The sequence below is a fragment of the Aestuariibaculum sp. M13 genome (genome assembly GCF_024723255.1).
GTDB classification, from domain to species: Bacteria; Bacteroidota; Bacteroidia; order Flavobacteriales; family Flavobacteriaceae; genus Aestuariibaculum; species Aestuariibaculum lutulentum.
On record NZ_JANIAC010000001.1, the window covers coordinates 356718 to 370897 of the forward strand.

The 14180-nt window shown below is 35.3% G+C and carries 12 protein-coding genes; 2 read left to right on the top strand and 10 right to left on the bottom strand.

What is annotated here, in order from left to right; translation table 11 throughout:
- Positions 1 to 5 precede the first annotated feature (5 nt).
- Entirely contained in the window at positions 6 to 758 is a 753-nt protein-coding gene (locus NO995_RS01490; RefSeq protein ID WP_258225993.1) for a phosphatidylcholine/phosphatidylserine synthase, read from the bottom strand.
- A 202-nt stretch (positions 759 to 960) separates the two neighbouring features.
- Here NO995_RS01490 and NO995_RS01495 point away from each other — a divergent pair, with 202 nt between their 5' ends.
- Positions 961 to 1947, top strand: a complete 987-nt coding sequence (locus NO995_RS01495) for a PorV/PorQ family protein (RefSeq protein ID WP_240572664.1) — start codon at positions 961 to 963, stop codon at positions 1945 to 1947.
- Positions 1948 to 2001: 54 nt separating this feature from the next.
- The gene (locus NO995_RS01500; RefSeq protein ID WP_258225994.1) at positions 2002 to 3168 is read left to right on the top strand and encodes a DUF4105 domain-containing protein; all 1167 of its coding nucleotides are present in this window, start codon (positions 2002 to 2004) and stop codon (positions 3166 to 3168) included.
- A 417-nt stretch (positions 3169 to 3585) separates the two neighbouring features.
- Here NO995_RS01500 and NO995_RS01505 read toward each other — a convergent pair whose 3' ends face one another.
- From NO995_RS01505 to NO995_RS01545, 9 genes are all read right to left on the bottom strand, one after another.
- Positions 3586 to 4977, bottom strand: a complete 1392-nt coding sequence (locus tag NO995_RS01505) for a sugar transferase (protein ID WP_258225995.1) — start codon at positions 4975 to 4977, stop codon at positions 3586 to 3588.
- 63 nt (positions 4978 to 5040) lie between these two features.
- The gene (locus tag NO995_RS01510; RefSeq protein WP_258225996.1) at positions 5041 to 6051 is read right to left on the bottom strand and encodes a glycosyltransferase family 4 protein; all 1011 of its coding nucleotides are present in this window, start codon (positions 6049 to 6051) and stop codon (positions 5041 to 5043) included.
- Positions 6014 to 7333, bottom strand: coding sequence for an O-antigen ligase (locus NO995_RS01515; RefSeq protein ID WP_258225997.1), 1320 nt, complete (start codon positions 7331 to 7333; stop codon positions 6014 to 6016). The genes NO995_RS01510 and NO995_RS01515 overlap by 38 nt, the downstream gene beginning before the upstream one ends.
- Positions 7334 to 7418: 85 nt before the next feature.
- Positions 7419 to 8546 (bottom strand): glycosyltransferase family 4 protein, encoded by a 1128-nt coding sequence (locus NO995_RS01520; protein WP_258225998.1) that lies wholly within the window; start codon positions 8544 to 8546, stop codon positions 7419 to 7421.
- Positions 8543 to 9646: a glycosyltransferase family 4 protein gene (locus tag NO995_RS01525; RefSeq protein WP_258225999.1), complete on the bottom strand. Its 1104-nt coding sequence runs from the start codon at positions 9644 to 9646 to the stop codon at positions 8543 to 8545. The genes NO995_RS01520 and NO995_RS01525 overlap by 4 nt, the downstream gene beginning before the upstream one ends.
- A complete protein-coding gene (locus NO995_RS01530; protein WP_258226000.1) occupies positions 9646 to 10878 on the bottom strand; it encodes a glycosyltransferase family 2 protein in 1233 nt (410 codons plus the stop codon). Before NO995_RS01530 ends, NO995_RS01525 begins: the two co-directional genes overlap by 1 nt.
- 93 nt (positions 10879 to 10971) lie before the next feature.
- Positions 10972 to 12156, bottom strand: coding sequence for a glycosyltransferase (locus NO995_RS01535; protein ID WP_258226001.1), 1185 nt, complete (start codon positions 12154 to 12156; stop codon positions 10972 to 10974).
- Between the two features lie 5 nt (positions 12157 to 12161).
- Complete coding sequence (locus NO995_RS01540; protein ID WP_258226002.1) at positions 12162 to 13334, bottom strand: glycosyltransferase family 4 protein; 1173 nt, start codon at positions 13332 to 13334, stop codon at positions 12162 to 12164.
- Positions 13327 to 14145 carry a hypothetical protein gene (locus NO995_RS01545; protein ID WP_258226003.1) on the bottom strand — a complete coding sequence of 273 codons (819 nt, stop codon included), beginning with the start codon at positions 14143 to 14145 and terminating at the stop codon, positions 13327 to 13329. Before NO995_RS01545 ends, NO995_RS01540 begins: the two co-directional genes overlap by 8 nt.
- Between the last annotated feature and the right edge of the window lie 35 nt (positions 14146 to 14180).

Consider the following 14180-nt stretch of genomic DNA (forward strand, 5'->3'; position numbering starts at 1 on the left):
GAAAGTTATTTTGAAGTTGCATTATCCCATAAGGATAACAAAATATAGGTTAATATGATTAATGGAATAGCCGCATATTGAAGCACAATTAATAACACCACACAAAGTATAATGAAGGTATAACGCAATGCATTTGCCTTAAAACTAAAGTCTTTAAACTTTAGAGCAAATAATTTAATATTAGAATTCAATAAATAACAGCTTAAGGACGTCAACCCGATTAAAAACCATTTATTGATAATGATACTATTAATAGCATCACTATTCTGAAATTCCAGAATAAGCGGTAAAGACACAATTAAAAGCGTATTTGCCGGTGTTGGCAAGCCTTTAAAATAGGTTTTCTGTTCGTCGTCTAAATTAAATTTTGCCAATCGATAGGCAGAAGCCAGTGTAATACACAAACCAATCAACGGTAAAGCCGATAACTTAAAACCGGTTAACTCTATATCTGAATTCCAATCATGAAGCACCTGCATGACCAGCGATTTCTCCTGAGTTAACTCCAGCATTTTATACATCACAATTCCCGGAACCACGCCACTGGTTACCATATCGGCAAGAGAATCCAGCTGTAAGCCCAATTCGCTGGACACCCCTAGTTTTCGTGCTGCAAATCCGTCGAAAAAGTCGAAGAAAATCCCTAAAAACACAAATAAGGCAGCCGATGAAAAATTATCGTTAACAGCATAAATCACGGCAATACTTCCGCAGAATAAATTAAGAAGCGTTAAAGCATTTGGGATGTGTTTCTTCATAAAAGGTGTTTTGTTTCGGTAAAAATAGCAAACAATTTTCGTCTAAAACAATATCTAATCCATTTTCAAGTTTTAAAAGATTATAAATAATATGCATCTTTGTAAAAAAAATTTGCGGTTGAGAACATCCCTTACTGTCCTGTTTTGTTTTATTACGGCCTCCATCTTCAGCCAGACGGTTAGAAAATATTCTAACGAGTTTATGAATATTGGTGTTGATGCAGCGGCTTTAGGTATGAGTAATGCCGTAACGTCACATTCTGCCGACGTGAATTCGGGCTACTGGAATCCTGCAGGGCTACTTAAACTTGAAGACAACCAGATGGCATTAATGCACTCCAGCTATTTTGCCAATATTGCCAATTATGACTATGCGGCTTTTGCCAAACCTATAGATAACCAAAGTGCTTTTGCTGTTTCCTTAATTCGCTTTGCTGTTGATGATATTTTAAATACCACACAGCTAATTGACGAACAAGGCAATATTAATTACGATCGCATCAGTTTGTTTTCTACTGCCGATTACGCCTTAACTTTTTCGTATGCGCGAGCGTTGCCTGTTGAAGGTTTAAATTATGGTATCAATGCTAAAGTGATTCGCAGAATCATTGGAGACTTTGCATCGTCGTGGGGGTTTGGTTTTGATGCCGGCGTTCAATTTGAAACCGACAGCAACTGGAAATTCGGGTTGATGGCCCGCGATATTACCACCACATTTAATGCCTGGGCGATTGATGAAGATGAATTTAAAAAAGTTCAGGATGCGGTTGAAGGTCAGAACCAGGAATTACCCGAAACAACTGAAATTACTATTCCGAAATTACAATTAGGGGTTTCTAAACTGTTCACCTTTAATTACGATTACACTTTATTGGCGGCAGCGAATTTAAATGTACGTTTTGAAGAAAACAACGACATCATTTCATCATCGTTTGCCAGTGTTAATCCGGCATTCGGGTTTGAGTTTGGTTATATCGATATGGTGTATTTACGAGGTGGCGTGGGTAATTTCCAAAATGAATTGCAAATAGACGATACCGAGCAATTAAGCTTTCAGCCAAGTTTTGGTGTTGGTTTTAAATACAACGGCATTCAGGTTGATTATGCGTTTACCGATATTGGCGACCAAAGTGTGGCTTTATACTCTAATGTGTTTTCATTAAAACTCGATTTTAGTATCTTTAGATAAGCCCATAACGGGCTTTTAGTTACCACGTATCAGTCTATAAACAAGAATAAATTGATGAAACACTTTCTTTACTCCCTTATCATTTTCGCTATAACCCAGCTAAGCTTTGCGCAATCCAAACAACTTTCTGAACGTGCCGAAATTAGTGTTTTAACCATTGGCCCGGGCACTTTATTAAACGATTCCTTTGGTCATAGCGGGTTTCGAGTAAAAGATCCTATTAAAGGGATTGACTTCGTGTTTAACTATGGTATTTATGATTTTAACACGCCGCATTTCTACCTAAAGTTTGCGCAAGGGAAGTTGAATTATTTGTGTGGCATGAATTATTATGAAGACTTTTACAATGCCTATATATCTCAAAACCGAAGCATTAAAGAACAGATTTTAAACTTAAACGCTTCTGAAAAACAAAAGCTCTTCGATTTCCTTCAAAATAATATCAAGCCAGCTAACAGACGTTACCTTTACGATTTCTTTTACGACAACTGCGCTACCAAAATAAAAGACGTTGCCAATATTGCATTAAACAACACTATTGAATTTCATAAACCTGAAGATTTTAAAGATGCCAGCTTCCGAACCTTAATCAACAATAACTTAAAGGCTAATTCCTGGGGAAGTTTTGGTATTAATGTGGCTTTAGGCTCGGTTATTGACCAACAGGCTCCTGCCGAAGACCATATGTTTTTACCCGAAAACATCTACCGTTTTTTTGAAGTCGCTACGGTAAACAACAAACCTTTGGTGAAAGACAGCAGAATCATCTATACTAAGATTGAAACACCAGAAGCAACCACCTTTTTTACAAGTCCGTTGTTTGTATTTGGTATTCTTGCTATTTTCATTTTATACATCACCTATAAGGATAAAAAAACTAATAAAAGAAGTCAATGGCTGGATGTTATTCTATTTTCTGTAACCGGCATTGTTGGTATTCTTCTTTTACTGCTTTGGTTTGCTACCGACCATACTGGAACCCATCAGAATTATAACTTGCTCTGGGCTTTTGCATTCAATGTTTTTGTTGTTGGTCAGTTAGTAAAAACTCAACCCAGCGTTTGGTTTGTTAAGTATTTGAAGCTATTAGTGATTTTGTTGTGCCTGTTAACACTTCACTGGATTATTGGTGTGCAGGTCTTCACTATTGGATTAATTCCGTTATTAATTGCATTGCTTGTTAGGTATGTGTATTTGATAAGTATAAGTCGTGAGAGTTGAGAGGTGAAACATTAGTCATAAGTTGTTAAGTCGTAGTTTGTGCTACTATTTTAAACAGATGATTTACTTCTCTAGTTCATTATTCTCCTTACTTTTATTCATTGCTAAAAAAAAGTAACAAAAAAATCTAGGCTAATGATTTATTTCTTGAATCTCTGGTTTTAAGGCTTTGCCTGCGCATGGCAATCGCTCTGCTAGGCCATGCTCCTCTGCCTTTACAACTCCTTAAAACTGATCTTACTACAAAATAAAGCATAGGCCGAAGTCTTGTTTGCTGTAACCTGTAAGATTTAAAATAAATGGATTCCGCATCTAGTGTGGAATGACAGTGGGGTGTGGGCTTGAAACGTGAGTCGAGAATTGTTATGGTGTTGTATGTTGTTTAACAACTAGCACTTTTAATTTTTGTACCTAGCATTACTGACCTCTAAAGAAAATAACGGTGGTTAAGGTTTTTATCATGATGTTGATATCCAGAAATAAACTACGGTGTTTTATATAATACAGGTCATATTGCAGTTTTAACAAACTGTCGTCCAACGATGAGCCGTATCGTGTTTTCACCTGTGCCCAGCCGGTTAATCCGGGTTTAATCATGTGGCGCGTTTCATAAAACGGTAAGACTTCCGATAATTGCTTGACGAACACAGGACGTTCAGGTCTGGGGCCAATAAAACTCATATCCCCTAACAATACATTAATAAACTGTGGTATTTCATCTAACCGAGAATGTCTTAAAAAACGTCCGAAAGGTGTAATACGCCCATCTTTTTTCACTGCCCACACAGCCCCATTGGCTTCCGCATCCTTAACCATGGTTCTGTACTTAATGATTTTAAACACCTTACCATTCATTCCTACACGTTCCTGAGTATAAAATAACGGCCCCCGATTAGCGATAAGGTTTCCTAAAACTATAAAAGGCACAAAAATAAGACTTAACAAAAGACCAACAACTGAAATAACAATATCAAACACCCGTTGAAAAAAACGGTATAAACGGTTTTGATTGTTCCGGCTGAATGGGAAATACTTATAAAAATCTTTACCTATAAACTGAACAGGAACGCGGTAGGTCATATCTTCATACACCTGAGTATACTCACGAACCGGAAAACCAGATTCCAGTAAGGTTATCAAGGATTGATAAACCTCAGGTGTGATCGTGTCGGGCTTATAACTAACCACCACAATCTCCATAATCCCTTCCCGTTTCACGACTTCTATAATTTCGTGTGTTTGATATTCCATGACATCTTCATGGGATAAGGATATTTTTTTTCCTGTTTCACAATTTACAAACCCCGAAATCTTATAATTCGGATCTGATTGTTTAAAAACATCAATGATGGCATCCAGATCCGAAACCTCACCTACTACCAACACTTGTTTAAAAAACCTGGGCGACACAATAAATGTTAAATAGACCCAGCGCCATACCAGTAAAGCAAACAGTATAGAAAAATAAAAGTAAAGAATCTGCAATCTATTATTAGGGAGTTCCGGCGTGAAAAAAGGTGTTAAAAAATAAAACAATACCGTTGTGGATACCGTAAAAACGATACTGGTAAAAATCTTATCCAACTTACTGGACTTTTTTAAATCGTACAGTTCAAAAATCGTCCCGAAAATACTAATGTAAAGAATCAATACAAATACCCAACGCCAGCGGTCTTCGGAAATGGTAAAATAATCAAAACTGAAGGTACTACTTACAAAGCACAACACGAACAATATTGAGGCAACATCAACCAAACGCAATAACACCTTGCGCTCTGATATATTAAAATGTACTCCACCTTTGAACATTTTCTATGTAGGTCATGATTTGAGATAGTGTAAAGATAGCAAGTTTATTGAATGAAACACTGTTTAAACCAACAAACTAAGCCACAAACTTTTAACTACTTCCCAATCATACTGTTCAACCTTTTTACGTGCATTTAATGTGATTTTTTTTGTGAAATTAGAATCATTCTTTAAACTCATAATCGCTTCCACGAAAGCTTTAACCGAATTTGGTAGCACCAGAATCCCATCCTGTTCATCTTCAATTAAAAAAGGCATCCCGCCTACATTAGTAGACACCACAGGTAATCCCAGAGCCATAGCCTCAATAACACTCACAGGCATATTATCGAAATTCGTGGTATTCATAAACACATTACACTGTTGTGATAATTTAATCCATTCTTCCTTTTCCAGTTTACCGGTAAAATTCACGGTTACCCCTAATTTATCTGCATAATCTATAGCCTGTTGCAAGGTTCCGTCCTTATCAGGTCCGACCATGGTTAAGGTTGCTGGTTCTCCACGATCCTGTAATGCTTTTAAAACATCGATGGCCAACAAGGGGTTGTAGATTTTATCAAAGGCACGTACCCAAAGCAGATGAATCGTATCAATAGTTCGCTGTTGAAACCTATAAGCTTCTATGTTGATGCTGTTCGGGATATTTAAAATATTGGAATAGCCTTCATTTTCAAACCTCGACTTTAAATACTGCGACGGTGCGACATTTTTAAACGCATGATTGAAAATCGACTGACACATTTTAGGATTCTTTATTAACCGGTCTGGTAAATTCCCTCCATGCAAAACAGGAATACATTTTAGTTTCAATACCCTACACAATTGACTAATAACATAGGCATAATAAAAATTAAGTGTGCTGTAGGTATCAATCAACACATAATCAGTAGACTTTCGGTGTTTCACTACCGTAAAAACCATATCAAAAAACCGAAGTCCTTTATTCGATATACTGGACGCGTAATTTATATGAAACCCTTCATCCTCTAACAAAGGTCCCAAAACATCAATGGACGTCACCGTCGCTTTGGTGTTATTTAATTTGTTCCCTATGTAAACTAGGTTGATCATGTTTAATATGTAATAAACTTAAAGCATAAATAAAGGCCGGCGCAGCAATACGCATGGACGAATGGTTTATGGTTAAAAACCAGAAAAAATAAAAAGAGAAAAACAGCAAATTACTTCTATCTCTTGTTCGGAACACTAAGGGCGTAAGAAGTAAAATTGAAAATGCCAGAATACCGAGTAAACCATGTTCGGCAATGATTCGACTCATTTCATTATGAGATGCTGCCTGAATACCGGTTTCCTGAAATCTGATATCTTTAATCCGTCCGACTCCCACACCTAAGAACGGGTTATCAAAAAATTCCTTTATTTCCTGCTGAAATAAATAAACACGACCTGTAGTAATATCTCCTTTTTCAATTCCGCGAGCATCTTCATTAGCATAACGACGCTCTATTAAACCATTTGTTTGAATAGAAGAATAAACCCAAGTGCCTAAAATAATACATGAAAATAATATTAAAGAAACCAGCATATGACTCCGTTTACTTTTATTCATAAACTTAAACTGGAAAAATAAAAAACAAGCCAACATAATAACTGCCGTAAGAACTCCTCCTCTACTAAAAGTTACAACAGCTCGAAAGGAAAATAATAATACAAAAAACAAATCAACATACCGAAGGAAGCGAGTATTGGTAAAAACAAAAAATCTTACAGCCATAAAAAAAGCCCCCAAACCCAGAACTGTAGCTACCTGATTAGGTCCGAAACCACCTGAGGTAATAGAATTAGAACCCGTGCCATGAACAACTTGCGACACATCCGGGTTATAAAAAATAACATAAAACAGCATAGCTACTAAAGGATAAAGCACTGAATTTATAAGGCGTTGCAATTGAAGTTTAGTAATGCTAACACCAAAACAAAATAATGCGGATACCCCTAGACATACGGGTCCACTTAAATTAAAAGCTACAGCTTTCCTTAAGTTTACACTAACATTCAAAGCGTACATCGATACATAAATACCAGGAATGAGAAGCAGTAAATAAAACACATAAGGAATAGCATGGAGTCGGAACCCTTTATAAAACAGCCCCATCACCGAAAATAAAATGACTAAATACTTACTAGCCTCATAAAAAAAGGTACCATAGTTCATCCTTAAAAACACCTCTGCTCCCATTATATAAGCGCAAGCACACAACACCTCAATGCTCTTATCTTTTTTTGATGCATTTATGATTCTAATGAGATAATAGCCAACTACCGATAAAAAATAAAGCTTTGCCAGACCTTCATTAAAATACACCAGTACTCCTATGATTATATGGAGCAATATCAATTGTATATGTTTATCCTTTAGTCTCAAAAAATTTTCTCTAAAAAGTAAATATATAATTTCTTTTAAAACTCAATCATGGTTAAGTTAAAACATCTTTTAAAATGCGTTGATTATAGTGCATATATGAAAACTGATGATAAAAGGATTCATCCTGAGCTATCAAATCTGTAAATCTCTTAACATTCATTCTCAAGCAGGCTTCCAGTTTTGATACCAAACAAGCTTGCGTTAACTCCTGAATTAATATCCCCTGTTCACCATCTTTAATGTATTGCCCTATAGCAGAAACATCAGACACCACAGGAACACAGCCAAAATTTAAAGCTTCTGAAATAACTTTTGGAAAGCCTTCCGATTTAGATGGCAGGACAATAAAATGACATTGTTTATAAATGTCATGAAGCTCATATCTTGGCAAAGTCCCATGATAGTTTAAAGAAACTCCTAAAACAGCTAAACTATTTTTAGAAAAATCGTCTTTCATTTCCCCTACAATATGCACGGTATTTATCAGACCTTTAAAACCTTCAGATAATGCATTTAAACTTTCCAGAAACAAATAAAAGCCCTTTGCCGTTTCTAAACGCCCTACAAAACACAAGGAAATTCCCATTTCTGGCTTTTGCTTTTCTCTACGAACAAGAAGTCCTTCCTGAAGTTCCTGCTCTGTTAAGCACGGATTTTCGAAAGATACACATTGATCAGGCTGATCTGCCCACTGTCCATTAATAGTTACTTTTCTGTTTTGTTGTTTCAGTAACCATTTCTGAAATCTATATGCTAAAGGGGCCTGCTCTTGTTTCCAGTTTCCGGCATATTTAAACCATCCTGATTTAGAACAAAAAAACATGAAATACGGAATAACATATACTCCCATACCCGTGGGGGCTCTAAATTGAAAGTGCGTACTTCCCTTCAAGCTATGCCGAATGGTTCTTAAAATTTTTGGAGCCTTCAAAATTACCTTAAATTTATCAGAAAATCTTTTACCACCAACCGCAGGTACAGCGACAAAACGAATAGCATCGGACTGATAAGGCAAAGCACTTTCTGGCGGGGAATCGTGATGCAATACAGCAACATGTACAATCTTATCAAAAACCTCTAACAATTGATTAATTTCGGTTACTGTGGCTCCAAAACCCACGAGTTGACCATCAGTCTTTATATAATGCTCAGTATGAGAAATAATAGTTAACTGCTTCATGGTAATAAGGCTGTATATTGTTTAACTATACTTTTCCAGTCATGCTCTTTCGCCCAGTCCTCGACACCTTGCTTATAACTTTTTTTATGATCTAAAATATTCTTTAAAAGCTTCTTTAACTCTTTTGCATCCCCCAAGTGTATCAATCCTCCAGATTTCCTTTCTAAAATGGCATCTTCAACCCCAGTCCCATAAGCCCCAATAGCAGGAACACCCAAGGCATTGGCTTCTAATATCGCAATTCCAAAACCTTCCACATCTCCCTTTTCTCCGGGTTTGCTCAGCATGATGAATATATCACTCTGTGCCAGATAACTTTTCAATTGATTTTGTTCCAACACCCCATGTAAAGAGACATGAGCATCTAATCCTGATTGTTGAACTAATGATTTTACATGACCGCCTTCTGTATCTATACCTACACAATGGTAATGCAGATTAGGAAAGGTTTCTAAAAGTTCAGGCAATAATTTCACTACCTCCACCTGGCCTTTACGCTCACTTATACGCCCCACCGTTATTAGTTTAGGAAAGCCATGCAATGCAAACTCTCCTTTTTCAAAGGTCTGCCACCTTGCCAAGTCTATACCATTTGGAATAATGGCAACATCCATATTTAAGTGTGCCACCAGTTGTTTAGTATAATTAGAAACCGCCACTACTTTATCAAATTGTTTTAAAGCGGCATCTACCAATTTCCTAGAAATTCCTTGTGGTAAATTCACTTCAGTACCATGCAAAACAGCCAGACTAAAACGTTTATTAAACCCATTACAGAATGCCACATTCCACAGAGAAAATTTACCCGAAGCAATTACATAATCGGCTGATTTAAGCAATTGAATAACTTTCAAAACTCTATTAACATACATTAAAGTACGTATGGAATACTTTTTTATCCTGTATACAGAAAAACTTAAATTGGTATCAAATTTAGCTTCTTCCAGACCTTCATCTGAACGCTGATCCGTAACAACAGATACTTTATACCCTTCTTTCACCAAAGCACCAGCTAAATGTAAGGCATGCACTCCTATGCCTCCGGGTTGCGGAGGGAACTCTGAAGTTACAAGAAGTATATGTTTAGGCTTTTCTTTCACTATAGATGTTCAATTAATGGACCTTCTTTCAACTTTTTACTAGATAAACACCACGACCAGAATACCTGACCACAAACAAAAGGGAAAAACAGTACGGTTAAAATCACCCCAAAAACAAGAAGTGGCTTATTCTTCTTAAAACGATAGGGTAATACAGACATGGGAACCGTTCGTAACAACGCATAACACGCAGCCGTATTCCCAAAATAACGTCTATAAAAATACAATACACTTGGTATAGGTCTTGGTGCAAACCACTTCTTGGGTCTAAAGGCATCCCAGCTTCCCAATTCCCGAAGCCCCCCCACATTGGCTTTAATATCGACACATGAAGCCAAGGGATTAGACACACTTTTTACACCTTCTAAATATAAACGCATTCCAAACTCACCGTCCCCCATGCGTTGTTTTTCAAATTGTCTGTCAAAAAGACCAACTTTCTGAAATACATTTTTATAAAGCATTGCATTCCCTGTAGCAAACTGAGCTGATTTAGCAAAATAGGAGCGTTCTTTTGGCAATTGATATCCTAATGGATAAAAAACCCCTGCTGAAACCTGAGACTTAAAATAATCTAAACATTTTATATGTTGGGACAACCAATCAGATTGAATACGCACATCATCCTCCGATAAAGCAATTATCTCTCCTTCTGATACTTTTATAGCAGTATTTCGTGCTAACCATAAAGCCTTTTCCATTTGATGAATTACCCTAATATTCAAATTAAATTCCCTATAAAAAGTCAAATCAAATGGTTCTGATTGGTCAACAACTATAATTTCAAAATTAGAATAATCCTGACTTTCAAAATCCTTTAGTACAACCTTCAAATAATCATACCTATTTAGAGTAGGTATAATAACACTTATAAATGGAGCTTCTTTTAACAAAGGAAAGTCATACCCATTATAATCTGAATACTGCAAAGGAGTTTCTTGATATTTTAATCGCTTAACTCTGAAAGTTTTAATATAGGCTCGTAATTCTTCATATGGATTACAAAGCAAAAGAATACGCAAAAACAAAACATAAAATACCCAAACTGGACTAAAATACTTTCTAATAAACCTATAATTATCAATAATAGGAAGATTTTCAAACTCTTTATAAGTTTCTGCCTCTCCTATATAGCCTTTTTGGATGGCTTGCCATGACAAATCATAATCAACCGAAACAGAATTAGAATACTGACTATCATAATTTAACTGCTTCAAAATTGATTGAGGCATGGCTGAAATTTTAGGAAATACGGAATATCCTAACCTATGAGGCAAAGAAAAATAATGTGTAGGTTGTAGGTATTTTAAAAACTTAAATAGCATCTATATTTTTTTAAGATTCTGGTTATAAAATGCTAAAAAAGCATCATTTTGATTAGTTACATTAAAATCTTTTTGTATTCTATTTCTCGCTACTTTTTTTATTGCATATAAAGTGTCTTCTGGCAAAGTAATCACATTATTTATTGCCTTAGCAAGACAAATGCTATCTCCTTTAGGAACAACCCAACCAGTTATCCCATTTAACACATTTTCAGAAAGACCTCCAGCATCACTCACAACACATAATAACCCTATTGCCTGTGCTTCCAAAACCGCATTGCAAAACCCCTCATGTAAACTGTACTGTACATAAATATCAGATTTTCGAAGATAATTCTTTACTTCAGAATGTTCAAATTTTCCAAAAAACACAACTTCATCTTCAAGTTTCAATTGATGGGTTATATATTTCAATCGTTCTAATTCAGGTCCCTCCCCAATAATGGTATATTGAAATTTTAAGCCTTGTAACTTTAAAATAGCTAAGGCCTCTAAGATATAAACCAAGCCCTTTATCCAATGCAATCGGGAGACTGTCACCAATTTTATAGGATATTCTAAATACGTTGATATTTCATTTTCGCAAAACAAATCAATATTTATTGCCGGTGTAATTTTCACTACAGGAGCCTCATTAGAAAAACCATTATCATAAATCAATTGTTTTATATCCTCTGATATAACATGTACTTTATCTACATACTGCCATAACCTCGTATAACATCCAGGATTCTTTAATGGATAAATACTAATATCAAATCCCCTAAAACTCACAGCTGTATTAGCTCCAATTGCTTTTCCTAAAGATTCTCTTCCCAAAGCAAGTGTACCAAACCCAAAATGTAACCAATCCAAATCAGATCTTAAAATAGGTGAATTTTGATAGATTCGTTTAAAAATAGCCCTCCAAGTAATTTTATGCTCCCTTTCTTCCCTAATAAACCGTATTACACGATTAGCAAAAGGCAATAAACTTATATACTCAAGAATTAATCTTCCCACCTGTAGCAATACCAAGGAATCTCGCTTAGGAAAAGACTGAATCTCACATAAATCAAAACCAACTTTATCTGAGTTACAAAACAAGACTACCTTATGTCCAGATTCTTGCAGTCCCTTTATTTTTGTTCTAAAAAATGTTTCAGAATAACCTGGTGCCAATGCCAATACCAATCCTATTTTCATATGATCTAATCCTCTTTTTTCCTATACAATTTTACCATTCCTGACACCATATGTGTGTTTTCATGATTTTGTTCAATTACAATTCTAGCCTGTCGGGTAATGTCATGATAATCTGAAATAGACAGATCTTTCACTAGTTTTATAGTCTCAGCTAAGGCCGGAATGTCTCGAACAGGAACCAAATACCCCGATTCACAATGCGTAATTACTTCACTTACTCCTCCACAAAGTGTACTTACAACCAAAGTCCCCAAAGCCATTGCCTCCAATACCACATTGGGAAGACCTTCTTTTAAACTAGGCAATAATAACACATCAGCGGCCTGAATAGCTGTAACAATTTCTTCATAGTCCTTTTTAGAACAGAAAGAGACTCTATTCTCCAAATTAAGTCTGTATCGTTGAAAAAGCAGTTCTTCATTATTTTCTACACCTATAATTGTATAATGATAATTAAATCCCTGATCATCTAATACTTTCATAGTATCCAAAGCATAATCATACCCCTTTATCCAATGTGAACGACCCACTGATAGAATTTTTAATGAATGATTTAATGCCTTTTTCTCTTGATAAGGCCATTCATTCAGAGGAAGTCCACTATAAACCACCCTAATTTTAGGAAATGAAGCTCCATACTTTATCGCTTCTTTAGCTATTTCTTTAGAAACAGCATGAAAACTATCCACCTGTGGAAATAACTCCCTATAAATAGTAGCTAATTTGGTATTAGTTATGGGTGAATAATTTATATGAGCCCCCCTAAGACTTAACACTAACTGCATACCGAAATCCTGAACCCATATCCAATCTGCTAAACCTTTCGCCCACTGTACATGAAAAATATCAGGGCGATGCCATAAAACTGGATAACATTTAACACGTGTATATAATTTATTATCCTTTCTATTTTTCAATATACGATCTAAACGTTTTTTATCATTCGACTTAAACAAACTTAAAAGCAGCCAATATTTCAAAAGATAAATACTCTTACATAATCGGGAATTTTTATAACCTAAAACACTTATTCGATTAGGATAGTTTAAGTGCTTATTCTTAACTCCAAATAAATACAGATGATGTCCTTGCTCAGAAAGTCCAAGAACCAAACGCTCTACAAAAGTCGTACTGGGAATTTGTCCAGAATAAACAGCTATTTTTAATATTTTACTCATTTTTCATTTTGATAAACTTATCTAAAATTGGAGAAAAAGCATAACTTGCGCGCTTACTTCCTTCCAAATTAACATGTATACGATCATAAAAAAAATAACTATCATTAAGTAATGTGCTGTGATTTGTTATCTGATAATCTGAATCTAATGTTGTTGGTTGTTGATCCTCTATAGGAGCAATATAAACCATTAATTTTACTTTGTGCTTTTTACACAATGATTTCAAACGCTTTAAATAAGGATTTTGTAAGCGTATAGGCCAATTAGTAAAATTTAACTTTTTATGTGACTTATTCAAATCAACAGGATAATGATAATTTCCTTTATCGTCAAACCTATTATGTCTATGTGGCTCAAAAGCACTTAATATGGATGGATAAAAAATTTCAACATTATAATATGAAACACCAAAAACAGCTGCATATTTGGAAAGTTCCAAAAGTGTAGATTCATAACTTTGATTTTTCGTAAAAAAATCATTTACATAATCACGTTTTATAAAAGGCAAAAACCTATATGAATTTGTACTTAAACCAGGATGTTTTGAATTCAGACTAACGGCACTGGTTGCCAATACGCAAACTTTAGTAGTTTTTCTTTCTGCTAAAAAATGCTCAAACATCAAACATTGCTCGCCAATACCAGTATCATCCATACTTAGGTTAAGCCCTTGAAATCCTGTAATGGAATCTATTATTTCAGTATTAAGTGTCGTTAATCCTATACTAGAACCTAAAACAATATAATCATAATCATTAAAATTCACTTCACTTACCACAAAAGAAGGTTTATAAAAAGAAGCTTGCCTCATTAGATACAAACTTACCTCCGATAATACAGTTACTA

Coding starts and splice junctions, on each gene's coding strand:
- NO995_RS01505 (WP_258225995.1), bottom strand. CDS start 4,977: ATGTTCAAAGGTGGAGTACATTTTAATATATCAGAGCGCAAGGTGTTA.
- NO995_RS01500 (WP_258225994.1), top strand. CDS start 2,002: ATGAAACACTTTCTTTACTCCCTTATCATTTTCGCTATAACCCAGCTA.
- NO995_RS01510 (WP_258225996.1), bottom strand. CDS start 6,051: ATGATCAACCTAGTTTACATAGGGAACAAATTAAATAACACCAAAGCG.
- NO995_RS01545 (WP_258226003.1), bottom strand. CDS start 14,145: ATGAGGCAAGCTTCTTTTTATAAACCTTCTTTTGTGGTAAGTGAAGTG.
- NO995_RS01520 (WP_258225998.1), bottom strand. CDS start 8,546: ATGAAGCAGTTAACTATTATTTCTCATACTGAGCATTATATAAAGACT.
- NO995_RS01495 (WP_240572664.1), top strand. CDS start 961: ATGAATATTGGTGTTGATGCAGCGGCTTTAGGTATGAGTAATGCCGTA.
- NO995_RS01530 (WP_258226000.1), bottom strand. CDS start 10,878: ATGCCTCAATCAATTTTGAAGCAGTTAAATTATGATAGTCAGTATTCT.
- NO995_RS01540 (WP_258226002.1), bottom strand. CDS start 13,334: ATGAGTAAAATATTAAAAATAGCTGTTTATTCTGGACAAATTCCCAGT.
- NO995_RS01490 (WP_258225993.1), bottom strand. CDS start 758: ATGAAGAAACACATCCCAAATGCTTTAACGCTTCTTAATTTATTCTGC.
- NO995_RS01535 (WP_258226001.1), bottom strand. CDS start 12,156: ATGAAAATAGGATTGGTATTGGCATTGGCACCAGGTTATTCTGAAACA.